The following is a 25,482-nucleotide window of genomic DNA, read 5'->3' as shown; positions in this document are numbered from 1 at the left end:
CTCGGGATCGCGAAAACCCCTCCCCCTTTCGCCTCTTTACATCAACCGGTCGATCGCCGCCTGCGGCTCCGTAAACCAGCGCGGGCCGGCTTCGGTTATGTAGAAATGATCCTCGAGCCGGATGCCGAAACGTTCGGGCACGACGATCATCGGCTCGTTCGAAAAGCACATGCCGGTGTCGAGCGGCGTTCGATCCCCGCGCACCAGATAAGCCGGCTCGTGGATCGACAGGCCGATGCCGTGGCCGGTGCGGTGCGGCAGGCCCGGCAGGCGATAATCGGGGCCGAGCCCTGCACGCTCCAGTACTGCCCGGGCTGCGGCGTCCACGGCCTCGCAGGGAACGCCCGGCCGCGCGGCCGCGAAGGCGGCGGCCTGCGCCTCCTTCTCCAGCGCCCAGATCGTCTGCACCTCGTCCGAAACGCACCCGAAGGCATAGGTGCGGGTGATGTCGGAATGATAGCCTTCGACGGTACAGCCGGTGTCGATCAGCACCAATTGGCCTTCCTCCAGCGCCTGCTCGCCCGGCAGGCCGTGGGGAAACGCCGTCGCATGACCGAACTGGACGATGCAGAAGGTGGAGCCCGCGGCGCCCAGCGCGCGATGTGCCTCGTCGATAAAGCGTTTGACGGCACCTGTGGTGATACCCGGCGCCAGGATGCGGGCGGCGCGGCGATGCACCTCCAGCGTCATGTCCTTCGCCTGCTGCATCAGCGCGATTTCCGCAGGCGACTTGCGCATCCGGCACCCGTCGATCGCGGGTCCGCCATCGACCAGCGTGACGGTGGGCGCGGCCCGCCGCAGCCGCTCGGCCATCTGGAACGGCAGCGCGGGATCGATCGCGATCGTGGCAACGCCGCCCAGTGCATCGGCGACCAGCGCGAAGGGATCCTCGTCTTCTTCCCAAAGCCGCAAATCGCCCTCGATCTGCAGATCTGCCATCAGCGACCCGAGCTCAAAGCGCGGACAGATGAAAATCGGCTCTCCCTCCAGCCGAAGCAGCATCGCCACCAGCCGTTCGCTCGCGCCCCAGGGCACGCCGGCAAAATAGCGCAGCGAGGCACCGGCGTTGACCAGCAGCGCGTCGACGCCCATCGCCTCCATCCGGGAGCGCACCTGTGCGATGCGGCCCAGCCGCTCGTCGCGTGTGATCGCATGGGCCGTTTGCGTCCACCGCCCCAACGCAGCGAGTTCGGCCGCCGCATTCGATCCGCCGATGGTCATCGTCCTTGCACTCCTTCAAATCGATCCAGGGAAAAGCCGGCGACAGACGCGGCGACGGGCTGATCGCCGACCATTGCGGCCATGATCTCGCCCGTCACCGCAGCAAGGGTCAGCCCCAGATGCTGATGCCCGAAGGCATAATAAAGATTGTCGGCGCGACTGCTCCGCCCGATCGCGGGCAGATAGTCGGGCAGCGTCGGCCGCGCGCCCATCCAGCGCGTATAGGGTCCGCGGATCGGCAGCCCCAGCGCCGCGATATGCGCCTCCAGCCGCGCCCATTTTGCCGGATCCGGCGGTGTATCCTGGCCAGCGAACTCGACGAAACTCGCCACCTGCACGCAGTCCGCGTAGCGCGTGACGATCATCGAACGGTCCTCGAACACCAGCGGCGGCAGTCCGGCGGGCCAGTCATGATCACTACTACGCAAATGATAGCCACGCTCGGCGATGATCGGCGCGACATGGCCGAACGGTTCCAGCAGCGCAGCCGAGCGGACGCCAGCCGCTACCAGGATCGTGCCAGCATCCTCGACCGGAACCCCGTCCAGCATCAGCACCGCACGACCGGACTCCGCCGACAATGTTGCACAACCGGCGCGGATTTCACCCCCGGCAGCCTGCAGGGTGGCGCGCATCGCCGTTGCCAGTTGGCCAAGATCGGCGATCTGCCCGGTATTGACGAAGCGGATTGCGCCTGCGGGCGCACCCGGCAGCATGGCGCGTTCCGCCGGGGTCGCATCGCGAAATGTGGCCGTGCCGATGTCGGCGCTTTCCCAATTGCGCCAGCCCGCGCAAACCTTATCCGGAGTGGACCAGCCGACATAATGCCCCGCTTCCAGCAACAGGTCGGGATCACCCAGTCCGGCAGCAAGCCGCCGCCAGGCGGGCATGGCCTCGCCCAGCAGTGCGCCCAGCGCCGCCTTGCCCGCACGGAAACGCCGGGGCGAGCCGGCGCGGATCAGCCGCAGGCCGAAGGGAAGCCAGTATCGCCACGCGCCGGGCGGCAGCGAAACGGCCCCGCCGCGTGGGAACAGCCGGGCAGGCATGCTGCGCACCGTTGCCCAGGATGCGAGCGGTTCGACCTGTTCGATCGCGATATGACCAGCATTTCCCCACGACGGCGCCTGGCCGTCCACATCGTCATCGACGACTAGGACGCGGTGGCCGGCACGGATCAACGCCAGGGCGCTCGCAAGCCCGATGACACCGCCGCCAATTACTGTTATAGAACACCGCATCACTACTTCTTGCCCGGCTTAGCTGCTACGTATACAGTATTTGGAAGCAATCCCTGTCTTACAACTTTAGGATTGCTGCCTTTCGGAGAATGTTCGCCCTGATGAGTATCGTCGTCCGCACCCTGTCTGAGCAGATTTTCACGATCGTTCGCGAGCAGATCGTCACCGGCAAGCTGCCCGTCGATCAGGCAATCCGCCAGGATGCGCTGGCGCAGACCCTTGGTGTGAGCAAGATTCCGCTGCGCGAGGCGCTCGCCCGGCTGGCGCACGAAGGGTTGCTGGTCGGACAGGCCAATCGCGGCTATTTCGTCCGCCAGATGTCGGCCGGCGAGGCGGAGGAAATTTACGCGCTGCGGCTCGCGATCGAACCCGACGCGATGGCACTCGCGGCGGAAGCGGCCACCGATGAAGATCGGGCGGCAGCGCGCGAGGCGTTGTCGGCGCTCGATGTGGCGGCGGCGGAACGGCTGGATGACGTCGCGCGGTGCAATCGCGAATTTCACATGGCGCTGGTGCGCCCCAGCAAGCGCCTGCTTACCATCCAGCTTGTCGAGCGGCTGCAGATCCTGGCGGAGCGCTATGTCCACAAGCATCTTGAGCCCGCCGGACGCGAGGACCGCGCCCATCTCGAGCATGCGGACCTGTTTGCCGCCTGGGAAAGCGGCGACGCCAAGCGCGCCCGCACGCTGGCGCGAGCCCATATCCAGGGCACCCTGTCCGACCTTCGCCGTCAATTGATCAGCTGATCGCAGCGGGCGCCGCGCGCTTCTGGGCCAGCAGGCTCCGCGCGCGACCATAGAACAGATAGACGAGCAGCCCCGCGACGTTCCAGGCGAGGAAACGCACCAGCGTTTTCTCGGGCAGCGACCAGAGAAGATACAGGCACCCGAGGACGGCAATCGTGCCCACCCAGTAGGGTGCGGGGCAGCGGAACACGCGCGCAGCGTCGGGCGCACGGCGGCGCAGCAGCATCATGCACAGGCCCACAGCGATGAACGCCAGCAGCGTGCCTGCATTGGCAAGTTCTGCAATCTCGTCGAGCCGCAGGAAGCCCGCCACTGCCGCCACGAACACGCCGGTGATCCCCGTGACCAGCACCGGCGATCCGGTGCGCGGGGATACGCGGGCGAGCAGGCGCGGCAACAACCCGTCGCGCGCCATTACGAAGAAGATGCGGCTCTGGCCGTACATCATCACTAGGATAACCGACGGCAGCGCGACCAGTGCCGCCGCCGCAATCGCCCAGGCGGCAAAGGGATGGCCCAGCGTTCGCAACACCAGCGCCAGCGGCTCGGGCGAATTGCCGAGCGCGGTGTATGGCATCGCGCCCACCGCCGCCAACGCAACCAGAATGTAGATGGTCGTGCACAGCGCCATCGATCCGACGATGCCGATCGTCAGATCCCGTCCGGGCCGTTTCGCTTCCTCTGCCGAGGTCGCAACCGCGTCGAAGCCATAAAAGGCGAAGAACACGATTGCGGCGGCCGCCATCACGCCGCGCGTGCTGCTGCCGTCCGCATGGGAAGCAAAGCCATAGGGCATGAAAGGATGGAAATGCGCCGGATCAAAGTCGGGCAGCGCGAGCGCGACGAACACCGCCAGCGCTACCAGCTTGATCGCGACCAGCACGATGTTGAGCGTGGCGCTCTCGCGCGTGCCCGCCATCAGCATGCCTGCAATGCCCAGCGAGACCAGCACCGCAGGCAGGTTGACCAGCCCACCGGCATGCGGCCCCTGCAACAGCAGCGCAGGCAGATGCACACCTGCCGATTGCAGCCAGCCCACGAGATAGCCGGACCAGCCGACCGCGACGGCCGAACAGGCGAGCGAATATTCGAGGATCAGGCTCCAGCCCACCACCCACGCAACCGTTTCGCCCAGCACCGAATAGCTATAGGTATAGGCGCTGCCGGCCGCCGGCATCATCGTCGCCAGCTCGGCATAGGCGAGCGCAGCACAGGCACAGACCGCACCGGCGATCACAAATGCCAGGATCACCGCAGGCCCTGCCCGCTCGGCGCCGACGCCGGTGAGGGTATAGATGCCGGTGCCGACGATCGCACCGACGCCCAGGGCGATCAGATGCGGCCAGGAAAGGCTGGGACGCAGCCGGTGCTCGGCATGGGGCGTCGCGCTCGCAGCAATCGGCTTTACCGGCCCCCAGAATCCCATATGCGCGCGCCTCCCCCTGTGTCGCAAAGCTGGTCAGACGACCGAAAAGCCAGCCCAGAACGGGTCTTCGCGGTCGATCCAGATTGTGTTGAAGCCGGTCGCCACGGCCGATCCCTCGATCGAGGGGATGATGCCCGGAAGGTCGCCGACGGTCGTGATTTCCTCGACCCGTCCGATGAATCGGCTGCCGATATAGCTTTCATGGACAAAGCGATCGCCGGCCTTCAGACGGCCCTTGTGCACCAGATGCGCCAGCCGTGCCGACGTGCCCGTGCCACAGGGGCTGCGGTCGATCGCGCGTTCGCCATAGAATACCGCGTTGCGGCCGTCGGCGCCCTCGCCCTTCGGCGCATCGGCCCACAGCACATGGCTCACGCCGCGGATCCGGTCGTCGAGCGGGTGCACCGGCTCGACAGCCGCCCGCATCAGGGTCCGGATCGTGCGGCTGAGTTCGACGATCCGCGACGCGCCCAGATCGTCCAGCCCGGCATAGGCGCCCTGCGGCTCGATGATCGCATAGTAATTGCCGCCATAGGCGACATCGATGCTGAGCGGCCCGAAGCCGGGCACCTCGATCCGCACATCGGTGGCGGCAACATAGGCCGGCACATTGCGAATCCGCACCCAGCGCACGCGGTTCCCCTCGGCGCCATAGGCGATATCGATCACCCCGGCCGGCACCTCGATACGCAACTGGCCGGGCGTGCGCGGCGTGATCAGGCCGTGCTCAAGTCCGAAGGTGACCATGCCGATCGTGCCATGGCCGCACATCGGCAGGCAGCCCGACGTCTCGATGAACAGAATGCCGCAATCGGCATCCTCGCGCGTCGGCGGGTAGAGAAACCCGCCCGACATCATATCGTGCCCGCGCGGTTCGAAGCAAAGGCCGGTACGAATCCAGTCGAACCGTTCAAGAAAATCCGCCCGGCGTGCCAGCATGTCCCCGCCACGCAGCAGCGGTGCGCCACCAGTTACCAACCGCACCGGATTCCCCGCGGTGTGGCCATCGATGCAGAAGAAATGGTGGCGCATCACGGTCAGGCTGCGACCTGCATGCGAAGGCTCGGCCGGGTTGCCGCAGCTTCCTCGACCCAGCGGATCACCTGCGCGCGGCGTTCACCGGCCAGCGGCAGGCGCGGCATGCGCACGCGCTCGCTGCCGCGGCCCATGATCTGCTCGGCCAGCTTGATCGACTGGACGAGGTCATGTTCGGCATCGAGGTGGAGCAACGGCATGAACCAGCGATAGATTTCGCGCGCTTCTTCCCAACGACCTTCGTTGAAGGCTGCGACCAGTCGCACCGACTCCGCCGGGAAAGCGCTGGTCAGGCCCGAAACCCAGCCCGACGCGCCGAGCATCAGCCCTTCCAGAGCAATATCGTCGAGACCGGCCATCACCGTATAACGATCACCGAACCGGTTGAGCACGTCGGTAAAGCGACGCGGATCGGGCGCGCTTTCCTTGACCGCGACGATATTCGGGACGTCGGACAGCCGTTCCAGCGTCTCGAAATCGATCTGCACGCGATAGGCAGGCGGATTGTTGTAGAGCATGATCGGCAGCGAAGTCGCCGCCGCAACCGCGCGGAAATGCGCCTCCAGTTCGGCCACCGTCGGCACATAGACCATCGCCGGCAGCACCATCAGCGCGTCGACACCGATCGCCTCTGCCTCGCGGGCATAGGCCACGGCACGCGCCGTCGTGAGCTCCGAGACGCCGGCGACCAGCGGAACGCGGCCACCCACTGCCTCAACACCAGCCTTCAGAACGGCGCGCTTTTCTTCCGGCTCAAGCGAGTTGTTTTCCCCACAGGTGCCCAGCAGAATTAGCCCGTCGACTCCGTCATCGACCAGCGCCGTCTGCGTCGCCTGAGTCGCGCCGATATCCACCGAAAGGTCTTCGGCAAACTGCGTCGTCGCAGCGGGATAGACGCCCGTCCACAGCGTCGGGGAAACACTCATTGAAAACTTGCTCCTAAATCTGAGCTATTTCGTATACCGTATTCACGAAAATTGGCAAGCAATTGATTACAGCTACGCGACCTTGCACACGATCCGAGCGGGATGCAAAAGGAATACTGTATTCCATATGGAGAGGAGCTTGCATGCGGATCGGTCGGCGGGAAGCGTTGCGCGCGTCGGGCGCACTGTGCGTTGCCGGGCTCGCCCGTCCGGCCGAGGCGGCGCCATCGCCAACCACGCAAGGCGACTGGCAGATGGCGCTCTGCCCCGACTCCGCGGTACTGATTCAGCTTTCGCGCGCCGACACACCCGGTTTCAGCTTCGTCCCGCTCGTGAAGGGCAAGGCGGAGGCAGGCCGCTATGCGCTGGGCGATTGCGATATCCGCTATGATGCAGGGGATGGCTGGCGCGACGTGTCGACCGCGTTCCACCGCACGCCGCTGCCCGCGCTGCCGCTCGCCGAGGGCGAATTCGCCGCAGTCGATGTGACCCCCGCCTTGCCTGCCAGCGTCCCCCTCGCCATCGAGCGTCGCTGGGCGAAGGAGGGAGACGCGCTGGTGTTGCGCGTGCTGCTGCGCAACCGGTCCGATCGGTCCATCGAAATCGGCGGACTCGGCTTCGCTATGGCATTCGACAACATCCTGACCGAGCGCACGCTGGAGCAGGCGCACGCAGCCACGAGTTTCACCGACCCCTATATCGGGCTGGATGCCGGCCATGTGCAGGTCACGCGCCTGAACGGCAAAGGCCCGGCGCTGCTGGTGCTGCCGGAACGCGGCACGCCACTCGAGGCATGGGCGCCGATCAGCGATGGCGACGGGCTGTTGCGCGACCGGACGAAGCGCAGCCTGACCTTCGAAGGCTTTTACCGCTGGATGGTGGCCAGCAAAGGCTTTACCGACCGTGAATGGCAAGGCGCCGAGCAGTGGAACACCCCGACCAGCTTCACGCTGGCCCCCGGCGAGACGCGCCACTTCGGGCTGCGGCTCGTGGCGTCGCCGTCGATCCGTGCGCTGGAAGAGGCGCGTGCTCGTGCCGGTATGCCGCTGGCGATCGGCGTACCCGGCTATGTCGTCCCCACCGACTTGCCCGCCGACCTGTTCGTCAAGGCGTCCGGCCCGGTGCGATCGATGGAGGTACATCCCGAAGGCGCACTGGCGATCTCTGCCTCCGAGCCAGCCGGCACGTGGCAGCGCTACCGCATCACCGGCCATCGCTGGGGGCGGGCGCGGCTGACACTCGTCCATCACGACGGCATGCGCCAGACGATCCATTATTTCGTCACCAAGCCGTTCCAGACCGTGGTGGGCGATCTCGGCCGCTTCCTGTTCACCCGGCAATGGTACGAAAACCCCGCCGACCGCTTCGGCCGCAGCCCGTCGGTCATGAGCTACGACCGCGAGCGAAACGCCGTGGTCACGGAGGACAAGCGCGTATGGATCGCCGGGCTGAGCGACGAAGGCGGCGCCGGCGGCTGGCTGGCTGCGATCATGAAGCAGCTCGACAATCCCGAGCCTGCCGAGGTCGCGAAGTTCGAACGCTTCCATGTCGAGGTGATCGAACGCAGGCTGCAGGTGCCGGACGGACCGGCGGCCTATGGGGTGCGCAAGAGCCTGTTTCATTATGATCCGGCGCGACCGCAGGACTATGATCCGGCAATCGACTGGTCCACCTGGGCAAGCTGGAAGCCGGATCAGGCGGATTCGGTCGTCCGCTCGTTCAACTATGTGCACGTCGCCGCTGCGCAATGGGTGCTATACCGCCTTGCCCGCAACCATGTCGGCCTTGTCCACGCCCATGACTGGCGCTGGTATCTCGACCGCGCGCTACAAACGACGCTCGCCATGGCGCGACTGGCGCCCGATTATCTGCCCTTCGGCCAGATGGAAGGCGATGTCTTCGTCGCAATCCTCGCCGACCTGCGCCGCGAGGGCTGGACAGAAAAGGCCGACGCGCTGGAATCGATGATGCGCACCCGTGCCGATCGCTGGCGCGGCGAGGCTTATCCGTTCGGCAGCGAAATGCCGTGGGATTCGACGGGTCAGGAGGAAGTCTATGCCTGGATGCGCCATTTCGGCGACGATGCGAAGGCGGCACTGACCCGCGAAGTGATCCTGGGGTATGACCCGCTGGTGCCGCACTGGGGCTATAATGGCAGCGCCCGGCGCTATTGGGACTTTCTGTATGCGGGCAAGATCCCGCGGATCGAGCGCCAGCTCCACCATTATGGATCGTCGATCAACGCGCTGCCGCTATTCGATTCCTATCGCCGCGACCCCAGCGACTTCCATCTGCTGCGCGTCGCCTATGGCGGGCTGATGGGCTCGCTGACCAATATCGATCAGGACGGCTTCGGCGCGTGCGCCTTTCATTCCTATCCGGACCTGATGCGGTTCGACGCCTATTCGGGCGACTACGGGATGAGCTTCTTCGGCCACGCCTTTGCTGCAGCAAGCTATCTGGTGGAGCATCCCGAATGGGGCTGGATCGGCTTTGGCGGCACGGTGCGCCAGCAGAATGCGCAGGTCGTGATGGAGCCGCGCGACAGCGCCCGCACCCGCATCTTCCTGGCACCGCAGCGCCTGTGGCTGGAGCTGGAGGCGGGCAAGTTCGAAGCGGTCGCGCTTGATCGCAGCACCGGTGCGGTGACGCTTACGCTGGCTGCTGCGACTGCGAACTGCCCGAAGGCGCGGCTGGCTATCAGGGGGAATTACGAGCCCGAGAAGGTCGCCGCCACGGACCGGGGGGCGCTTGTTATTCCTTTGAGCAACACACTCCAAAATATTGTCTTATCGCCCAAATAGCCTAATCCATTTCGGCTTCGCGTAAAACGCTGTAACAGAATTATGTCCTGTTAGTTTCCAAACCGTTTCCAAAACGCAACGCAACTTACATATTGCACCGCCAGAAAAGCTCCCGATTCGAAACCGGGGGACTTTCCATGATCATCGTCAATTCAACTGCGGCCCGCCTGCTTGCGGCCACAGCCCTCACCTTGTCGCTCGGCGCCCTGCCGGCGTTCGCCAACGACCATGAGGAAACCAAGGCAGCTGCGAACGCAGACAATGACGATAATCAGGGCCTGACCGAAGTGGTCGTGACCGCCCAGAAGCGCCCGGAAAATCTTCAGAAGACCCCGATCGCGATTTCGGTTCTCGACAGCAAGGGCATCGAGAACCGTCACGTCCAGTCGCTGGTTGATCTGGGCGACGGCGCGATCCCGTCGCTCAAGGTCGCGCCCTTCTACTCGCGCAACTCGGCGCTGATCGTGAACATTCGCGGCGTTGGCGTGCTGTCCGACAGCAACCAGCCGGCGCGCGACCAGGGCGTTGGCGTCTATATTGACGGCGTCTATCTGGGCCGCGCCCAGGGGCTCGGCGCCGCGATCTATGACGTGCAGAGCATCGAAGTGCTCAAGGGCCCGCAGGGCACGCTGTTCGGCCGCAACACCGAAGGCGGCGCCGTCAACATCACCACCAAAAAGCCGTCGGGCGAATTTCACCTGAACGCCACCACCGGCGTTGGCAACTATGGCGCCTATAAGGGCGAAGTGCATCTGGACTTGCCAGCGTTCCAAAACATCGCGGTCAAGATCGATGGCCTTGTGACGCATCGCGATGCGCTGGTGAAGAATCGGCTCGCTGGTGCCTATGGCTTCAACTATTACGATAAGCGCGGCCTGCACGCTCAGGCGCTGTGGCAGCCGATCGACGGCTTCAGCGCAGATTATTCGTTCGACATTTCGTACGACGCCTCGACCTCGCTCTACCTGCAGCTGCTGGCGCCGGGTTCGCTGCCAACGGCCGCTGCTGCGACGGTGCAGACCAGCCGCGCCACCACGGCGAATGTCGGCGTGCCGGAACAGCCCAGCGTCGGCAAAGCGCACGGCCATCGCCTGACCCTCAACTATCAGCTGATGCCGGGCCTCCAACTCAAGTCGATCAGCTCTTACCGCGAACTTACCCAGAGCCAGTATGACAATGGCTCGGCCGCAACGACGATGATTACCCAGCCCAAGAAAGACGGGACTGTCGATTTCACCGGCACCACCTTCAGCCGCTACAGCCTGGCGATGTTCAACCAGGACCAGTATAGCCAGGAACTGCAGGCGATCGGCGACATGGGCCGCGTCCAGTTCGTCGCCGGTGCGCTCTATTACCACGAATATGTCGACGACAACGCCCAGGCGTTCGCGACCAACCAGTTCACCGATGCCGCTGGCAGCGTCTACAAGATTCTCTCGGTCGATTATGCGTCGCAGCGCATCGACCGCGCCAGCCGCGTCAAGACGACCAGCTATGGCGTGTTCGGCCAGGCGACCTATACCCCGCCCGTGGCGAACGACATTCTCCACCTGACGCTGGGCGCCCGCTGGACCAACGACAAGAAGAAGGGCCAGCTCTTCATCATCAACGGCGCCACGCCACAGGTGAACGGCGTCACGGCGCCGCTGAACCTCAACGCCTCCTGGTCGCGCGTCGACCCGCTGGTAAATCTGGCGGTCGACGTGTCGCGCGATGTGCATGTCTATGGCAAGTGGAGCACTGGCTATAAGTCGGGCGGCGCCAATTCGCGCTCGCTTTTCTACGCGCCGTTCAACCCCGAAACGCTGTCGATGTTCGAAATCGGCGCCAAGACCGAGTTCTGGAACCACCGCGCGCGCCTGAACCTGGCCGCCTACACCGGTGCCTATAAGAACATCCAGCTCGACTTCAGCGCCCAGTACCAACAGTTTGATGCGCAGGGGAACCTGCTCACCACGCTGCGTACTACTACCGAAACCTATAACGCGCCCGGCACCGGGCGCGTGAAGGGCATCGAAGCCGACTTCACCGTCACCCCGGTGAACGGCCTGACGCTGGGTGCGAGCTATTCGTACAACAGCGTCAAGATCCCGGCGACCAAGAACCCGTTCCGCCAGAGCGACGGCACGGTCATCCCCTTCGCAATCCCGATCTATCCGGTTTATACGCCCGAGCATTCGGCCAGCGGCTCGATCGATTACATCGTGCCGATGAACGGCTATTCGATCGCCGCGCACCTCGATGCGAACTATGACTCGGGCTATTACGCCAATTACAACGACCCGCTGTTCAATACGAAAACCGGCCAGGTCGTGGTGTCGCAGCCCAAGGGCGACAAGGCGCTGCTGTTCAATGGCCGCCTCAGCGTGGCCGATATACTGGTTGCGGAAGGTACCCGGGTCACCTTCTCGGTCTGGGCACGCAACCTCTTCAACGAGCAGCACCTTTTCTACAAGTCGCTGAGCACCACGGCTGGCCTGCAAGGCTTTTTCAACGAGCCGCGCACCTGGGGCGGCGAAGTCAACCTGCGCTTCTGATCGCGCACCAACGGGGAGGATGCCATGCGCAACCGGGTACGTTTCATCCTGCTGACTGCATCGTTGCTGGCGAGCCCGGCTGCGCATGTTCTCCCCGCATCTGCCCAGACAGCGGCAGCACCGGTCGCGCATGACCGATTGCTGCCGCTCCAGGGCGGGCGCAATTTCCGCGACCTGGGCGGCTATCGCACTGCCGATGGCCGCATGGTCAAATGGGGCCTGCTGTTTCGATCGGGCTCGATGCATGGCCTTACCGACAGCGACTTCGGCTATCTGGAACGACTTGGCATCCGCGTGGTGTGCGACCTGCGCGACAGCCGCGAGCGCGCTGCCGAGCCTGTGCATTGGCCGAACGCGGACATGCCGCGCGTACTGAGCGACGATTATGCGCTCGACCTGCACTTCCTGCCCGCCGGCAGCCCCAAGGACTGGACGCCGGAACAGGTGCAAGGCGCCATGGCGGCGTCCTATCCGCGCATGCTTGCGCAGTTCAACGGCCAGTATCGCCGCATGTTCGGCGAGTTGCTGGCCGGGCACGCTCCGCTCGCGTTCAACTGCTCGGCGGGCAAGGACCGCACCGGCATCGCCGCCGCGCTTCTGCTGACGGCGCTGGGCGTGCCGCGGGAAACGGTGATCGAGGACTATCTCCTCACCAACACCTATCTCGATCCTGCCAAGCTCATGGGGGGCGCTCCCAATCCGGCCAATCCGCTGGCATCGCTGCCGCCGGCGGTAATGCGCCCACTGCTGGCCGCCGACCGCAGCTATATCGAAGCGGCATTTGCCGTACTCGACGCACACAAGGACGGCGCGGACGGTTATCTGCGCGACGCGCTCGGGCTGGGGCCGGTCGAACGCCGCAAATTGCAGGATCTCTACCTTACCCGCTGACCGCCGCCGGCAAAAAACGCGCGAGGGGCGGTGCACAGCCGCCCCCGATCGGCTAGGCGGGCGACATGGCCGTCACCGACATCGCGACCCGCACCTACAACCATAATTTCCGGCTCGACCCGATCGTCCGCAGCCTGCTCGATACCGATTTCTACAAGTTGCTGATGCTGCAGATGATCCGCCATCTGCACCCGGACACCCAGGTCACTTTCTCGGTGATCAACCGCACGCAGACGGTGCGGCTTGCCGACAGCATCGACGAGGGCGAGCTGCGCGCGCAACTGGACCATGCCCGCAGCCTGCGTTTCGGCAAGAAGGAACTGATCTGGCTTGCCGGCAACAGCTTCTACGGCAAGACCCAGATGTTCGCGCCGGATTTCATCGCCTGGCTGGCCGATTTCCGGTTGCCCGACTATCATCTCGAAAAGCGCGACGGCCAGTATCTGCTCCAGTTCGTTGGCCCCTGGACGCACACGACCATGTGGGAAATCCCCGCGCTCGCCATCCTGAACGAGCTGCGTTCGCGCGCCGCGATGCGGGACAAGGGCAAGTTCGCGCTCGATGTGCTCTATGCCCGCGCCAAGGCGAAGCTGTGGGACAAGGTGGAACGGCTGCGCCTTCTGCCCGATCTGGTCCTGTCGGACCTCGGCACCCGGCGCCGGCACGGCTTTCTGTGGCAGCGCTGGTGCGTCGAGGCGCTGAAGGAAGGGCTTGGCCACCGCTTCATCGGCACATCCAACGTGCTGCTGGCGATGGACGCAGACCTCGAGGCGATCGGCACCAACGCCCATGAACTGCCGATGGTGGAAGCCGCCCTTTCGCCCGACGATACGGCGCTGGCAGATGCGCCCTACCGCGTGCTCGAACAATGGCGCCGACATTATGGCGGCAACCTGCTGATCGCCCTGCCCGATGCCTTCGGCACCACCGCCTTTCTGCGGAACGCGCCCGATTGGGTGGCCGACTGGACCGGCTTTCGGCCCGACAGCATGCCGCCAATCGAGGGCGGCGAGCAGATCATCCGCTGGTGGCAGGCCAGGGGCCGCGATCCGCGGAGCAAATTGCTGATCTTCTCCGACGGGATGGACGTGGATTCGATCGAGCGTACCTATCGGCACTTCACCGGCCGCGTGCGCATGAGCTTCGGCTGGGGAACCAACCTGACCAACGACTTTCGCGGCTGCGACCCCGATGGCGACGCCGGGCTGGAGCCGATCTCGCTGGTCTGCAAGGTGAGTGCGGCGAATGGCCGCCCGGCGGTCAAGCTGTCTGACAACCCGGCCAAGGCGACCGGCGATCCGGAAGTGATCGCGCGCTATTTGCGGGTGTTCGGCACGGAAGGCCGAAGTGAGCGCGAAGTGGCGGTTTAGGCGCCGCTAGCGTTCACGCACATAGGTAGCAGGTGCGCGGCGCGGAGGGCGGACCATGCCACCCGTCGCCGCGCTGGTTTTACTTGCGGTCCTTGCGGCCACCACGCCAGTAAAGCAGACCCGCGACGACTGCAGCCGATCCGACACCGATCGCCGCGCCCATGCCGATCTGGCGCGTGGTCGGCATGCGGCGCTTCTTGGCTTCCGCGATTTCCTTCACTGCGGTCATCGCTTCGCCATCGCCACTCGATTCCGTCTTTTGCGGCGTGTTCTGGTCCTTCTGGACTGGCGACTTGCTGGTCATGGGTATCCTTTATTCAACGCACGATACGCAACGGGCCTTCCATGCGGCCACTGAGCCTACACTTGCAACCCGCAAGCGCAGCCCGCAATAGCAGACTGCGATGAACCCGATCTATTCTTCGATGGGCACAACCATCTTCGAAGCCATGTCTGCCCGCGCGCGAGCGCGCGGCGCGATCAACCTGGGACAGGGCTTTGCAGATGGACGCGGGCCGGAGGCGGTGCTGGAGGCAGCCGCGCGCGCCGTACTCGAGAAATCGAACCAGTATCCACCGATGGCCGGCCTGCCCGAACTGCGCCAGGGCGTGGCCGATCACTATGCCCGGCACCAGGGGCTGGACCTGTCGGCCGAGGAAGTGATCGTCACTTCGGGCGCGACCGAAGCACTGGCGGCGGCCCTTTTCGCGCTGATCACCCCGGGCGACGAAGTGCTGTGCTTCCAGCCGCTCTACGACGCCTATGTCCCGCTTATCCGCCGTGCGGGTGGCGTGCCGCGCTTCGTGCGCCTCAGCCCGCCCGAATGGCGGATCGAGCGCACGGCGCTGGAGGCGGCGGTGACGGCGAAGACCCGCCTTGTCCTGCTCAACAATCCGTTCAACCCCGCCGCAACGATGACGAGTGCGGCCGATCTGGCGATGCTCGCCGACTTCTGCGTCGCGCACGACCTGACCGCGATCTGCGACGAGGTATGGGAGCATGTCACCTTCGACGGCGCCCGGCACCTGCCGCTGATCGGCTTTCCGGGCATGCGCGAACGCACCGTGAAGATCGGCAGCGCGGGCAAGATCTTTGCGCTGACCGGGTTCAAGGTCGGCTGGATGGTCGCAGCGCCGCCGCTCGCCCGCGTCGTCGCCAAGGCGCACCAGTTCCTTACCTTCACCACACCGCCCAACCTGCAATGGGCAGTGGCCGAAGGGCTGGCGACGCAGGATGACTGGGTGCAGGCGGCGCGCCACCGGTTCCAGGCCGGGCGCGACCGGCTGGCGGCAGGACTGCGCGACGCGGGGCTGGCGGTACTGCCGAGCGCGGCGACCTATTTCCTGTCGGTCGATCTGACCGCGTCGGAACTGGCGATGGACGATGTGACGTTCAGCGAGCGACTGGTCGACGAGGCAGGCGTGGCGACGATCCCCGTATCGGCCTTCTATGCCGAGGATGCAGTGACGAACGTGGTGCGCTTCTGCTTCGTCAAGGAAGACGCGGTGCTGGAAGAGGCGATCGCGCGCGTTCGGGACTGGCGGACGCGGCAGGGGTGAAGCCTCAGATGCGGTCCAGCACCCCGCGCTCGGTGATATAGCCGGTCACCAGCCGCGCCGGGGTCACGTCGAACGCCGGATTCAGCGCGGGAGAATCCGTGACCCGAACCGTCGCGATGCGGCCGCTTTCGTCCGGGCCGGTCAGCCGGGTGACTTCCTCTGCCGCGCGGTTCTCGATGGGAATGTCGGCGCCGGTCGCGGTCGCGGGATCGAACGTCGTGTAGGGCAGCGCGACATAGAAAGGCACACCGTTGTCGTGCGCCGCCAGCGCCTTCAGATAGGTGCCGATCTTGTTGCAGACATCGCCGTTTGCGGTCACCCGGTCGGTCCCGACGATCACCGCGTCGACCTGCCCCTGCATCATCAACAGGCCGCCGGCATTGTCCGCGATCACCGTGTGCGGCACGCCGTGGTTGCGCAGCTCGAACGCGGTGAGCAGCGCCCCCTGATTGCGGGGCCGCGTCTCGTCGACCCAGACATGCACCGGGATGCCGGCATCATGCGCGAGATAGATCGGCGCAGTCGCGGTGCCATAATCGACCGTCGCCAGCCAGCCGGCATTGCAATGGGTGAGGATGTTGAGCGGGCGATCTGGGTGCTTCGCATGAAGCTCGCGCAGCAGGCCCAGCCCATGCTCGCCGATCGCGCGGCAAAGTTCGGCATCCTCATCGCAGATCGCGTCGGCACGGGCGAACGCGGCAGCAGCGCGCTCGGTCACGGGCAGCGGCTGCACCGCTGCCCGAACCTGATCGAGCGCCCAGCGCAGGTTGATCGCTGTCGGCCGGGTTTCGACCAGCGTCGCATAGGCGGCATTGAGCCCGGCGTCGCTGGCATCGACGGAGAGTGCCATGGCGAGACCATAGGCAGCGGTCGCTCCGATCATCGGCGCGCCGCGTGTCCACATCTCCCTAATCGCGACAGCCGCCGCATTCAGGTCGCGCAGTTCGACCCAGCGGATTTCCCAAGGCAGCTGCCGCTGGTCGAGGATGCAGACCCCCTGCCCGTCTGCGGTGCGCGCGATCGAGCGGGTGTGCTTGTCTTCGAGGATCACAGGCGAATCTCCGCGAGCGAGTGGATGTCGGCGGGGCCGCCCTGCCGATCGATCAGCAGCGCGCCCAGCCCGGCAGCGCGGGCGGCATCGACTTCCGCCTGCATGTCCGAGACGAACAGGATTTCCGGCGGCGCGAAGCCGGTCGCGTCAGCGATCTTCGCATAGCTGGCCGCTTCGCGCTTCGGGCCGGTGGTCGTGTCGAAATAGCCCGAGAGATACGACGTCAGGTCACCCGCGATTGAGCGGCCGAAGATCAGCTTCTGCGCCGCGATCGAGCCCGAGGAATAGATGAATATCGCCACCCCGGCGGTGAACCAGCGGCGCAGCGCCTCCGGCGTGTCGGGATAGACATCGCCCTGAAGCGTGCCATCGGCATAGCCCCGTTCCCAGATCAACCCCTGCAGCGTCTTGAGGGGCGTTTCCTTGCGGTCCTCGTCGATCCATTGCAGCAGCGTCGCAACCTTGTCGTCGCCCGGCACCGCGGCGAGGATCGGTGCCACCGATTCCGCATGGGTGGCGACATAGCCGGCCAGATGCGCGCGGGCATAGGGGAACAGCACATCCGCCACAAAGGCGATGCTGCTGGTTGTCCCCTCGATATCGAGCAGGACGGCCTTGGGCTGGGTCATGAACAAAAACTCGGCTGGCTGCGCTCAGGCGGCAACGGGCTCATGGCGCGGGAAACGATCGGCGATTGCATCCCCAGTGAACTGGGCGATCCAGCCATCGGGGTTGGTGAAAAGCCGGATCGCCGTGAAGAACGGCGCCGGGCCCATGTCGAACCAGTGCGGCGTGCCCGCCGGCACCGAGATCAGATCCCCTGCCGTGCAGAGCACCGCATAAACACGCCCGCGGGCGTGCATGGTGAACAGCCCCTCGCCTTCGACGAAAAAGCGCACCTCGTCCTCGGCGTGGCGATGTTCGGACAGGAACTTCGCGCGCAGCGTCGCGCGCTCGGGATGATCGGGCACCATCCGGACCACGTCGACCGACTGATAACCTTCGCTCGCCTTCAACCGGTCCACTTCGGGCGCGAACGCACCGAGTACCGCATCCTGATCGGCGTCGACAGGGATCGCGCGCAGCGGCCATTGCTCGAACCGGACCCCGATCGCGCCCAGTTCTTCCGCGATCGTGATCGGGTCGCGGGTGTCGAGCAGCGGTGCGTCACCCGTTTCGGCGAACATTCGGAGTTGGCTCATCGCATCCACGCCTGTTTGAAGCCGAGTTCGGCAAGTTCTGCGGCGATCATCCATTCGGTCGCCTCCAGCACGCGCTCTGCCTCGTCCACGTCCTTGCCCCAGGCGTAAAGCCCGTGGCTGCGGATAAGATAGGCGGGAATCGCGCCCGGCGCCAGCAATGCGGGACGCACCGCTGCTTCAATGACTGCCATGTCCTGGCTGTTGTCGACGATCGGCAGACGCACTTCGGCGGCATGCGTAGTGTGGCCCGGATAGGCCTTCAACATCTCATGGCCCGCCAGCACCCATGCATCGACCTCCGTCGCGGCGCGGCTCAGCCCCACTGCCTGCGGCGAATGGCCGTGCAGCACGGCGCCAGTCTCGGGAAACAGACGATAGACTGCCAGATGCAGCTCGGTCTCCGCAGAGGGTTTGCCCGGCGTGAGGCCTATTCCTTCCCCGTCGATCCGCATGATGCCGTCGGGCGTCAGTCGCCCCTTATGGCGGCCCGACACGGTTAGCGCGAAACTGCCATCGTCGAGCCGCACGGAGTAGTTGCCGGAGGTCGCCGGGGCCCAGCCGCGCGCATCCAGTCGCCGCCCGACATCGATCAGCGCCGTCACTGCCTGGGAATAGCTCATCGTCATATCCGCGCCTCTAGCCGATCCGGAGAAAATCGCGTGCGTAAATTTTCTTGAGGTCAGCGCATCGCCGGATCGTCATCGGTCACCCATTCGGCCGTGCCGACCGGGGGATCGCCCGCCATGGTCAGGATCTCGAACGCCGCACCGTTCAGCGCCCGCGTATCGGCAACCAGAATCGGCTGCGGATAAGGAATGGAAGGAAGCGGCGCGGAAGCGACCGCATTCTCCCACCGGCGCGGTGCACGCTGGGCGACCTGCACCGGCGGCGGGAACGCTGCCGGCGGCACTGCGTCGATCCGGTGATTCACCACCGTAACCGCCGCGCCGATTTCGGTGAGGTCATACAGCGTACGGGCAAAGGCGCGGGGCATGCGGATGCAGCCATGCGACGCCGGATAGCCCGGCAAATGCCCGGCATGCAGGGCGATGCCGGTCCAGGTGAGCCGTTGCATGTAAGGCATCGGCGCGTTCGAATAGAGGTTCGAGCGATGGAACACCTGCTTCTGAAGGATCGTGTACTCGCCCGGCGGCGTGCCATGGCCGCGCATGCCGGTGGACACGGTGGTCACGCCGATCAGCCGCCCGCCCAGATAGACATAGGCGCGTTGCTCTGGAATGCTGACCGCAATCGAGACACCGCCGGCAACCCCGCCGGTGCGAAGCATTACCGGTGCCTCGAACCAGCGATATTGGCCGTTGCGCAACGCGAGCCGCTGCGCCGCCGCGGGCGTCGCAGCGCAGGCCAGTAGCAGCAGGATCAGCAGGCCGCGCATCAAGCCGCGCATCGCGAAACCCGAACTCCCCCAATTCCGTGCGAAGCCCCCAAGGCCCCCGCATCGTGGTTAACGCAGATTTACGGCTTTGCCGAATCGCAAAGCGGGAAGCGAGGGGTGGCGGCGCAGCCGAACGTCCCCTTTCGGCACGCTGCTTCGGCGAACCGGGTGTCAGTTGCGCCGAGTCGCAGCCGGAGATGGAATCCCTTAGGCCCCCGCTAAGTCCCTTTTTGGTATAGGGTGTTTCCGGGGCTAGTATATTGTAGCGGGCGCAACACACAGTGATGGACAAGTTCGGATCGGCGCAATCGCGCCGCGCGCTGCTCAGGTCAGCGCTGGTGATGGCAAGCGGTGCAGTGGTTTCTTCCTGCGCATCACGGACGGTGGGTATTGCGGCAGCAGCCGCGCCGGTTCCGGTGCCACCGCCGGTAAAGCCGGTTGAAGTTGCCGCCATCCCGAAGGCGCCCACCGTGGCCGCCGCCGCCCGTGCCACCCCGCCGGGCATTCGGCCGGAATTGTTCCGGCAAGTGACCGCCGCGCTCGACCGCCATTCCATGCGCGTCGACCGACACGATCGCGTCGCCATCGCCGATTTCTCGAAGTCTTCGTCCGAGCCGCGTTTCTACCTGGTCAATATGGGCACCGGCGAAGTAGAAAGCTTCCTGGTCGCGCACGGGATCGGTTCCGATCCGGGGCATACCGGGTTGCTGCATCGCTTCTCCAACGAAGTGAATTCCGAAGCGACCTGCGAAGGCGCGTTCCTGACCGCCGATTATTATGTCGGCAAGCATGGGGATTCGCAGCGGCTCATCGGCCTGGACCCGACCAACGACAAGGCGCTGGAACGCGCTATCGTGATCCATTCGGCATGGTACGCAAACCCCGACATGATCGCCAAGCACGGCAAGCTCGGCCGCAGCCAGGGCTGCTTCGCCGTGGGCGAGCGCCAGCTTGCCAAGGTGTTCGAGCGGCTCGGGCCGGGGCGGATGGTCTTTTCGGCCAAGGTCTGAGGGGGAGCACGCTCCCTTCCCTGCCGGATCAATCCAGCGCCCGCGGGGTTGGCATGGTCTTGTCCCCGGCATAGGAGACGGACATGGCCGATCCGCATCCCTTTTTCGCGCTGCACCGCCACGGCATGATCCGCGCTGGCGTGTGCACGCCGGTCGGCACGGTCGCCGATCCCGCCGCCAATACCCGCGCCACGATCGCGCTGGCGCAGCAGGGCGATGCGCAGGGGGCGGACATCCTCGTCTTCCCGGAGCTGAACGTCACCAGCTACGCGATCGACGACCTGCATCTGCAGGATGCGGTGCTGGCCGCGACCCGCAAAGGCATTGCGGAGATCGTAGAGGCGAGCCGTGACCTAAAGCCGGTGTTACTGGTCGGCGCGGCGCTGGAGCGCGGCGGGCGGCTATATAATTGTGCGGTGGCAATCGCGCGCGGGCGCATCCTCGGTGTCGTGCCCAAGACCTATCTGCCGAATTACCGCGAATATTATGAGAAGCGCTGGTTCGCCTCTGGCGCAGGACTCAGCGACCTCGACATCACGATTGCCGGCCAGACCGTGCCGTTCGGTCCGGATCTGCTGTTCGCGGCAACCGACCTGCCCGACTTCGTCTTCCACGTCGAAATCTGTGAGGATTACTGGGCGCCGCAGCCGCCTTCGACCGAAGGCGCGATGGCGGGGGCGCTAGTGCTGTGCAACCTCTCTGCTTCCAACATCGTGATCGGCAAGGGGCGCGAGCGCGAATTGCTATGCGCCTCGCAAAGCTCGCGGACAATTTCCGCATATCTCTATTCCGCATCGGGACCGGGCGAGAGCACCACCGATCTTGCCTGGGATGGCCAGGGCCTGATCTATGAATTTGGCGAAAAGCTGGCGGCGTCGGAGCGGTTCGAGCTGACCACCGAAATCACCTATGCCGATCTCGACCTCGAGCGGCTGCGGCTGGAGCGGATGCGCGACGGCACGTTCAACGACAACGCGCGCAATGCCGGCCACCCGGAAACCCGCTTCCGCCGCATCGCCTTCGACCATCAGCCTGACTTTGCCGATCGCGGGCTGATCCGGCCGATCCGGCGCTTTCCATTCGTGCCCAATACACCCGCAGCGCTCGAAGAGGATTGCTACGAAGCCTTCAACATTCAGGTCGAAGGGCTGCGCCAGCGGCTCGCCGCGACCCGGAGCAAGACGCTGGTGATCGGCATTTCGGGCGGGCTCGATTCCACCCATGCGCTGATCGTCGCCGCCAAGGCAATGGACAGGCTGGGGCGCCCCCGTACCGATATTCTGGGCTATACCATGCCCGGCTTCGCCACGAGCGACGGCACCAAGTCGAACGCTTGGGCGCTGATGCGCGCAATCGGCATCACCGCTGCCGAAATCGATATTCGCCCGGCCGCACGCCAGATGCTCGCCGATCTTGGCCACCCCTTTGCCGGTGGCGAGCCGGTCTACGACATCACGTTTGAGAATGTGCAGGCGGGCTTGCGCACCGACTATCTGTTCCGCCTCGCCAACCAGAATCACGGCTTCGTGCTAGGGACCGGCGACTTGTCGGAGCTGGCGCTGGGCTGGTCGACCTATGGCGTCGGCGACCAGATGAGCCATTATAGCGTCAATGCCGGCGTACCCAAGACGCTGATCCAGTATCTGATCCGCTGGAGCGTCGAGAGCGGGCAGTTCACCGGGGCGGCGGCGGAGGTGCTGCTGTCGATCCTCGATACCGAAATCTCTCCGGAACTGGTGCCCGCCGATGCAGACGGCAAGATGCAGAGCACGCAGGACCGCATCGGCCCCTACGAGTTGCACGATTTCTTCCTGCACCACATCGCGCGGTTCGGACTGAAGCCTTCGAAAGTGGCATTCCTCGCGTGGCACGCATGGAAGGATGCCGAGGCAGGCGCCTGGCCGATCGGCTTTCCGGCCGAGGGGCGCAACGCCTATGATTTGGCGACGATTGCCAAGTGGCTGGAAACGTTCCTGTTCCGCTTCTTCCAGATCAGCCAGTTCAAGCGGTCGGCACTGCCCAACGGACCCAAGGTTTCGCCCGCAGCAGCGCTGAGCCCGCGCGGCGACTGGCGGGCACCGTCGGATAGCGTGGCGACGACCTGGATCGAGGAGTTGCGGCGGGCGCTGCCGTAATCCCGTTTAGCGTCGCATCACCTGGCTGATTCTGCGCAGCAATTCCTGTGATTCGAACGGTTTGCGCAACACGGTCACATTTCCGTCGGCAATCGCGTCCAACCGGCTGGAATCGGCAAAGCCGGTGGCCACGATTACCGGAAGTCCGGGATCGACTGCCTGAACCTGCTCGGCCACGTCGCTGCCGCTGAGCCCCGGCATCGCGAAATCGACCACAAGGACATTGAACCGCCCGGCGCGGACCAGCGCGATGCCGCGCTCACCATCGGGAGCCTCTTCCACCAGCGCCCCGGCAGCGCGCAGCGTGTCTGCCAGTGTCGCGCGCACATGATCGTCATCGTCGACCAGCGCCACTCGCGCACCTTCGATGCTGACACGCACGTCGTGCGCAGCGTCGTCGCCGGTATCGCGGCGCGGTTCGGCAGCGGCAAGCGGCAGGAACAGCGTGATCGCCGTCCCCCGCCCGGGTTCGCTGTCGATGGTCAGCGTGCCGCCCGACTGACGCATCACGCCGAACGCCATCGACAGGCCCATGCCCGTGCCCTTGCCGACGCCCTTGGTCGAGAAAAACGGCTCGACCGCACGCGCGGCGACTTCGGGCGTCATGCCGGTGCCGGTGTCGGATACCGTTACCGCGACATAGTCTCCGTCGGCCAGGTCCGGCGCAGGCCGGCCGCTGCGCAATTCCGCCTCGATCGTCAGCACGCCGCCTTCGGGCATTGCATCGCGGGCGTTGAATGCAAGGTTGAGCACCGCGAGTTCGAGCTGCAGCGCATCCGTTTGCACATTCCAGACGGGGTCGATCCGCTCCATCCGCACCCGGCTAAGCGGCGCGACGGCACGCTCTACCAGCCCCGCCATGCCGCCCAGCAATTCGGCAAGCCGGACCGACTTCACATCCAGCCGCTGCTTGCTGGAAAAGGCCAGCAACTGGCCGGTGAGCAGGCGCCCGCGCTCCACCGCGTCGAGTGCACTCGACGTCCAGCGAACCACCCGGTCCTCATCGCCGGGCTTGCGCGCGATCAACTCGAGATTGCCGGCGATCGCCTGCAGCAGGTTGTTGAAGTCATGCGCGATACCGCCGGTAAGATGCCCCACCGCCTCCAGCTTCTGCGCTTGCAACAGCGCCGCCTCCACCGCCCGGCGCTGCTCCGCCTCCTGCTGCAACTCACCCAGCGCAGCATCGCGCTGCGCCACTAGTGCAGCAAGTTCTTCGTTTGCTTCCCGTAACTTATCCGCAGAAGGTAAGGCGATGGCACGCGGCAGTAACGGCCAAATAAGAATGGCCGTCGCAATGGACGCAATTGCGGTAACGACCTTTATCAACGCCTCCAGCCCGTAGAGCGGAACATAGAGCGTCACAATCGACATCACATGCGTGAACCCACACGCCATGATGAACAGCGCAAAACACCAAAACGCCCAGCCAAACGCCAAGTCACGCCGACGCCGGATGAGCAACACCAGCACGACGGGAATGGAGAAATAGGCGAGAGCGATCAGCGCGTCGGCCACGATATGGGTATAAAGCAGTGCGGGCTGCCAGAAAAGACAATAGCCATGCGGCGAATAGTTGCCGCTCCAAAACGCACTGAAAAGGCTTTGCATGGCGATCCCCGTCCCGGGCCTCCCGCCCGCTTCTGCCTCAACACTTAACCGATTGGCGCGTCGACCGAAACTACGGAGAAAGACCGTAAAGGTCAGTCAGATCAGAGGGAAAATTCACATTCGGAAGCGGATCGGCCCACGAAATCGGTATCGCCCCGACGGAATCTGCCCAGCTGCGCACGGCCCTGCTCTTACCTGAAGCCAGATAGGCATCAAGGGCGCTCCCCAACGGTGCAGGCCAGAAACCCAGCAGCGGCAGTTGGGCAACATAGGCCGGCTTCCGTGCGCCCGTGAGCAAATCCAGAAGTGCGGGTGGCAGGATCGGCGTGTCGCAGGGGCTGGCAAGCACGGCGTCAAATCCGTCGGTGCCCGCAACATGCAATGCCGCATTGATCCCGGCGAGCGGCCCCAGCCCCGGCCCAGGCCGATCGGCCAGGTCATCACGCCCGCAGATCCGCACTGCGGCACAGCGGGGCTCGAGTGCCGCAACCACATGATCTATCAAGGGCTTGCCGCGCAGCATGGCCATGGCCTTGTCTGACCCAAAGCGGCGCCCCTCGCCGCCCGCCAGCACGGCGCCCAGCAATTTCATGCCGCCGCCCATAACAGCGAATCGCGCCGCACCAGCACCGCCAGCGCCATGCCGGCCGCCCGCGCCCGCTCCACCGCCAATTCGGTGGGTGCCGAGATCGCCGCCAGCAACGGGCATCCCGCAAGCACAGCCTTTTCCACCAGCTCGAACGAACAGCGCGCGCTGACCAGCGCAAATCCGCCGTCCCAGCCAAGCCCCGCGCGCAACATCGCGCCGATTAACTTGTCCATGGCGTTGTGGCGGCCGACATCCTCGCGCGCCAGCCGGATCGTGCCGTCGGACGCACAGAGCGCCGCCGCATGGGCCGCACCCGTCGCGCGGTTGAGCGGCTGAAAGTCACCCAGCGCATCGGCCGCGCAGAAAATGGCCTCGGCCGTCGCCGCACTCGTCGCCGTTACTGCAGGAAGCGGGCGCATCGCCGCCTCCAGCGCGTCGACCCCGCACAGCCCACAGGCGGAATCGGTCGTGCGGTGCCGCACCCGTTCGATCACCATCGCCGGATCGTCGAGCGTGACACGCAGCAGCATACCCGTTTCCGCACGATGGACCTCGACCTCCGCCACCCTGCCCAGCCGCTCGGCCGCAACAAAGCCATACGCGAAATCCTCAAGATCCGCCGGTGTCGCCATCATCACGGCATAGCCGATGCCATTCAGTTCGACTGCAACGGGCACTTCCTGCGCCAGCGGGCGTTCCATGCGCTGTTGCGATCCGTCGCGATCGATCCGGTCGAAG

22 protein-coding genes are annotated in these 25,482 nt (G+C 65.2%); 8 read left to right on the top strand and 14 right to left on the bottom strand.

Translation table 11 applies throughout. The features are described 5' to 3' along the window. Positions 1 to 36: 36 nt before the first annotated feature. On the bottom strand, positions 37 to 1,221 hold the full coding sequence (locus ACT53K_RS04870) for a M24 family metallopeptidase (RefSeq protein WP_476227431.1): 1,185 nt from the start codon (positions 1,219 to 1,221) through the stop codon (positions 37 to 39). Then, positions 1,218 to 2,459, bottom strand: a complete 1,242-nt coding sequence (locus ACT53K_RS04865; protein ID WP_476227430.1) for an NAD(P)/FAD-dependent oxidoreductase — start codon at positions 2,457 to 2,459, stop codon at positions 1,218 to 1,220. The genes ACT53K_RS04870 and ACT53K_RS04865 overlap by 4 nt, the downstream gene beginning before the upstream one ends. A 101-nt stretch (positions 2,460 to 2,560) precedes the next feature. Between ACT53K_RS04865 and ACT53K_RS04860 the strand changes: the two genes are divergently transcribed. Beyond that, the gene (locus ACT53K_RS04860) at positions 2,561 to 3,205 is read left to right on the top strand and encodes a GntR family transcriptional regulator (protein ID WP_476227429.1); all 645 of its coding nucleotides are present in this window, start codon (positions 2,561 to 2,563) and stop codon (positions 3,203 to 3,205) included. Here the strand turns inward: ACT53K_RS04860 and ACT53K_RS04855 are convergent. Genes ACT53K_RS04855 through ACT53K_RS04845 form a run of 3 tightly spaced genes read right to left on the bottom strand, consistent with a single transcriptional unit; the run spans position 3,198 to position 6,592 of the window. Further along, positions 3,198 to 4,631 carry an amino acid permease gene (locus ACT53K_RS04855; protein WP_476227428.1) on the bottom strand — a complete coding sequence of 478 codons (1,434 nt, stop codon included), beginning with the start codon at positions 4,629 to 4,631 and terminating at the stop codon, positions 3,198 to 3,200. The genes ACT53K_RS04860 and ACT53K_RS04855 overlap by 8 nt on opposite strands. 33 nt (positions 4,632 to 4,664) lie before the next feature. Beyond that, entirely contained in the window at positions 4,665 to 5,663 is a 999-nt protein-coding gene (locus ACT53K_RS04850) for a 4-hydroxyproline epimerase (RefSeq protein WP_476227427.1), read from the bottom strand. 5 nt (positions 5,664 to 5,668) lie between these two features. Next, positions 5,669 to 6,592, bottom strand: coding sequence for a dihydrodipicolinate synthase family protein (locus ACT53K_RS04845; protein WP_476227426.1), 924 nt, complete (start codon positions 6,590 to 6,592; stop codon positions 5,669 to 5,671). A gap of 143 nt (positions 6,593 to 6,735) precedes the next feature. Between ACT53K_RS04845 and ACT53K_RS04840 the strand changes: the two genes are divergently transcribed. The 4 genes from ACT53K_RS04840 (at position 6,736) to pncB (ending at position 14,194) form a co-directional block, all read left to right on the top strand. Next, positions 6,736 to 9,396 (top strand): DUF5695 domain-containing protein, encoded by a 2,661-nt coding sequence (locus tag ACT53K_RS04840; protein ID WP_476227425.1) that lies wholly within the window; start codon positions 6,736 to 6,738, stop codon positions 9,394 to 9,396. A gap of 137 nt (positions 9,397 to 9,533) precedes the next feature. After that, positions 9,534 to 11,933, top strand: coding sequence for a TonB-dependent receptor (locus tag ACT53K_RS04835; RefSeq protein ID WP_476227424.1), 2,400 nt, complete (start codon positions 9,534 to 9,536; stop codon positions 11,931 to 11,933). 24 nt (positions 11,934 to 11,957) lie between these two features. Beyond that, complete coding sequence (locus tag ACT53K_RS04830; RefSeq protein WP_476227423.1) at positions 11,958 to 12,824, top strand: tyrosine-protein phosphatase; 867 nt, start codon at positions 11,958 to 11,960, stop codon at positions 12,822 to 12,824. A gap of 65 nt (positions 12,825 to 12,889) precedes the next feature. Beyond that, the gene (gene pncB, locus ACT53K_RS04825; protein ID WP_476227422.1) at positions 12,890 to 14,194 is read left to right on the top strand and encodes a nicotinate phosphoribosyltransferase; all 1,305 of its coding nucleotides are present in this window, start codon (positions 12,890 to 12,892) and stop codon (positions 14,192 to 14,194) included. Positions 14,195 to 14,273: 79 nt separating this feature from the next. On the opposite strand, the gene ACT53K_RS04820 is transcribed toward pncB, so the two are convergent. After that, complete coding sequence (locus ACT53K_RS04820) at positions 14,274 to 14,498, bottom strand: hypothetical protein (protein WP_476227421.1); 225 nt, start codon at positions 14,496 to 14,498, stop codon at positions 14,274 to 14,276. A 100-nt stretch (positions 14,499 to 14,598) separates the two neighbouring features. Between ACT53K_RS04820 and ACT53K_RS04815 the strand changes: the two genes are divergently transcribed. Continuing rightward, positions 14,599 to 15,753 (top strand): aminotransferase, encoded by a 1,155-nt coding sequence (locus ACT53K_RS04815; RefSeq protein ID WP_476227420.1) that lies wholly within the window; start codon positions 14,599 to 14,601, stop codon positions 15,751 to 15,753. Between the two features lie 4 nt (positions 15,754 to 15,757). Here the strand turns inward: ACT53K_RS04815 and mtnA are convergent, their stop codons facing one another. Genes mtnA through ACT53K_RS04790 form a run of 5 tightly spaced genes read right to left on the bottom strand, consistent with a single transcriptional unit; the run spans position 15,758 to position 19,414 of the window. Next, positions 15,758 to 16,804, bottom strand: coding sequence for an S-methyl-5-thioribose-1-phosphate isomerase (gene mtnA, locus ACT53K_RS04810; RefSeq protein WP_476227419.1), 1,047 nt, complete (start codon positions 16,802 to 16,804; stop codon positions 15,758 to 15,760). Next, the gene (gene mtnC / locus ACT53K_RS04805) at positions 16,801 to 17,433 is read right to left on the bottom strand and encodes an acireductone synthase (RefSeq protein WP_476227418.1); all 633 of its coding nucleotides are present in this window, start codon (positions 17,431 to 17,433) and stop codon (positions 16,801 to 16,803) included. Before mtnC ends, mtnA begins: the two co-directional genes overlap by 4 nt. 24 nt (positions 17,434 to 17,457) lie before the next feature. Further along, positions 17,458 to 18,006, bottom strand: a complete 549-nt coding sequence (locus tag ACT53K_RS04800) for a 1,2-dihydroxy-3-keto-5-methylthiopentene dioxygenase (RefSeq protein ID WP_476227417.1) — start codon at positions 18,004 to 18,006, stop codon at positions 17,458 to 17,460. After that, on the bottom strand, positions 18,003 to 18,632 hold the full coding sequence (gene mtnB / locus ACT53K_RS04795) for a methylthioribulose 1-phosphate dehydratase (protein ID WP_476227416.1): 630 nt from the start codon (positions 18,630 to 18,632) through the stop codon (positions 18,003 to 18,005). The genes ACT53K_RS04800 and mtnB overlap by 4 nt, the downstream gene beginning before the upstream one ends. 53 nt (positions 18,633 to 18,685) lie before the next feature. After that, positions 18,686 to 19,414: a L,D-transpeptidase family protein gene (locus ACT53K_RS04790; RefSeq protein ID WP_476227415.1), complete on the bottom strand. Its 729-nt coding sequence runs from the start codon at positions 19,412 to 19,414 to the stop codon at positions 18,686 to 18,688. 272 nt (positions 19,415 to 19,686) lie between these two features. Here ACT53K_RS04790 and ACT53K_RS04785 point away from each other — a divergent pair, with 272 nt between their 5' ends. Both ACT53K_RS04785 and ACT53K_RS04780 read left to right on the top strand, forming a co-directional pair. Next, positions 19,687 to 20,412 (top strand): murein L,D-transpeptidase catalytic domain family protein, encoded by a 726-nt coding sequence (locus tag ACT53K_RS04785; protein ID WP_476227414.1) that lies wholly within the window; start codon positions 19,687 to 19,689, stop codon positions 20,410 to 20,412. An 83-nt stretch (positions 20,413 to 20,495) separates the two neighbouring features. Continuing rightward, a complete protein-coding gene (locus ACT53K_RS04780) occupies positions 20,496 to 22,547 on the top strand; it encodes an NAD(+) synthase (RefSeq protein ID WP_476227413.1) in 2,052 nt (683 codons plus the stop codon). Between the two features lie 6 nt (positions 22,548 to 22,553). Here ACT53K_RS04780 and ACT53K_RS04775 read toward each other — a convergent pair whose 3' ends face one another. The 3 genes from ACT53K_RS04775 to fdhD form a co-directional block, all read right to left on the bottom strand. Then, a complete protein-coding gene (locus tag ACT53K_RS04775) occupies positions 22,554 to 24,155 on the bottom strand; it encodes an ATP-binding protein (RefSeq protein WP_476227412.1) in 1,602 nt (533 codons plus the stop codon). A 70-nt stretch (positions 24,156 to 24,225) separates the two neighbouring features. Continuing rightward, positions 24,226 to 24,747 (bottom strand): molybdenum cofactor guanylyltransferase, encoded by a 522-nt coding sequence (locus ACT53K_RS04770; protein WP_476227411.1) that lies wholly within the window; start codon positions 24,745 to 24,747, stop codon positions 24,226 to 24,228. Continuing rightward, positions 24,744 to 25,445 carry a formate dehydrogenase accessory sulfurtransferase FdhD gene (fdhD, locus tag ACT53K_RS04765; RefSeq protein ID WP_476227971.1) on the bottom strand — a complete coding sequence of 234 codons (702 nt, stop codon included), beginning with the start codon at positions 25,443 to 25,445 and terminating at the stop codon, positions 24,744 to 24,746. Before fdhD ends, ACT53K_RS04770 begins: the two co-directional genes overlap by 4 nt. Between the last annotated feature and the right edge of the window lie 37 nt (positions 25,446 to 25,482).

This window comes from Sphingomonas sp. DMC8 (genome assembly GCF_056314185.1).
This window is presented reverse-complemented; position numbering and strand designations above follow the sequence as displayed.

Excerpts from the sequence above, each read along its gene's own strand:
- ACT53K_RS04870 (WP_476227431.1), bottom strand. The coding sequence starts at position 1,221 with ATGACCATCGGCGGATCGAATGCGGCGGCCGAACTCGCTGCGTTGGGG.
- ACT53K_RS04865 (WP_476227430.1), bottom strand. The coding sequence starts at position 2,459 with ATGCGGTGTTCTATAACAGTAATTGGCGGCGGTGTCATCGGGCTTGCG.
- ACT53K_RS04860 (WP_476227429.1), top strand. The coding sequence starts at position 2,561 with ATGAGTATCGTCGTCCGCACCCTGTCTGAGCAGATTTTCACGATCGTT.
- ACT53K_RS04855 (WP_476227428.1), bottom strand. The coding sequence starts at position 4,631 with ATGGGATTCTGGGGGCCGGTAAAGCCGATTGCTGCGAGCGCGACGCCC.
- ACT53K_RS04850 (WP_476227427.1), bottom strand. The coding sequence starts at position 5,663 with ATGCGCCACCATTTCTTCTGCATCGATGGCCACACCGCGGGGAATCCG.
- ACT53K_RS04845 (WP_476227426.1), bottom strand. The coding sequence starts at position 6,592 with ATGAGTGTTTCCCCGACGCTGTGGACGGGCGTCTATCCCGCTGCGACG.
- ACT53K_RS04840 (WP_476227425.1), top strand. The coding sequence starts at position 6,736 with ATGCGGATCGGTCGGCGGGAAGCGTTGCGCGCGTCGGGCGCACTGTGC.
- ACT53K_RS04835 (WP_476227424.1), top strand. The coding sequence starts at position 9,534 with ATGATCATCGTCAATTCAACTGCGGCCCGCCTGCTTGCGGCCACAGCC.
- ACT53K_RS04830 (WP_476227423.1), top strand. The coding sequence starts at position 11,958 with ATGCGCAACCGGGTACGTTTCATCCTGCTGACTGCATCGTTGCTGGCG.
- pncB (WP_476227422.1), top strand. The coding sequence starts at position 12,890 with ATGGCCGTCACCGACATCGCGACCCGCACCTACAACCATAATTTCCGG.
- ACT53K_RS04820 (WP_476227421.1), bottom strand. The coding sequence starts at position 14,498 with ATGACCAGCAAGTCGCCAGTCCAGAAGGACCAGAACACGCCGCAAAAG.
- ACT53K_RS04815 (WP_476227420.1), top strand. The coding sequence starts at position 14,599 with ATGAACCCGATCTATTCTTCGATGGGCACAACCATCTTCGAAGCCATG.
- mtnC (WP_476227418.1), bottom strand. The coding sequence starts at position 17,433 with ATGACCCAGCCCAAGGCCGTCCTGCTCGATATCGAGGGGACAACCAGC.
- ACT53K_RS04800 (WP_476227417.1), bottom strand. The coding sequence starts at position 18,006 with ATGAGCCAACTCCGAATGTTCGCCGAAACGGGTGACGCACCGCTGCTC.
- mtnB (WP_476227416.1), bottom strand. The coding sequence starts at position 18,632 with ATGACGATGAGCTATTCCCAGGCAGTGACGGCGCTGATCGATGTCGGG.
- ACT53K_RS04790 (WP_476227415.1), bottom strand. The coding sequence starts at position 19,414 with ATGCGCGGCTTGATGCGCGGCCTGCTGATCCTGCTGCTACTGGCCTGC.
- ACT53K_RS04785 (WP_476227414.1), top strand. The coding sequence starts at position 19,687 with ATGGACAAGTTCGGATCGGCGCAATCGCGCCGCGCGCTGCTCAGGTCA.
- ACT53K_RS04780 (WP_476227413.1), top strand. The coding sequence starts at position 20,496 with ATGGCCGATCCGCATCCCTTTTTCGCGCTGCACCGCCACGGCATGATC.
- ACT53K_RS04775 (WP_476227412.1), bottom strand. The coding sequence starts at position 24,155 with ATGCAAAGCCTTTTCAGTGCGTTTTGGAGCGGCAACTATTCGCCGCAT.
- ACT53K_RS04770 (WP_476227411.1), bottom strand. The coding sequence starts at position 24,747 with ATGAAATTGCTGGGCGCCGTGCTGGCGGGCGGCGAGGGGCGCCGCTTT.
- fdhD (WP_476227971.1), bottom strand. The coding sequence starts at position 25,445 with ATGGAACGCCCGCTGGCGCAGGAAGTGCCCGTTGCAGTCGAACTGAAT.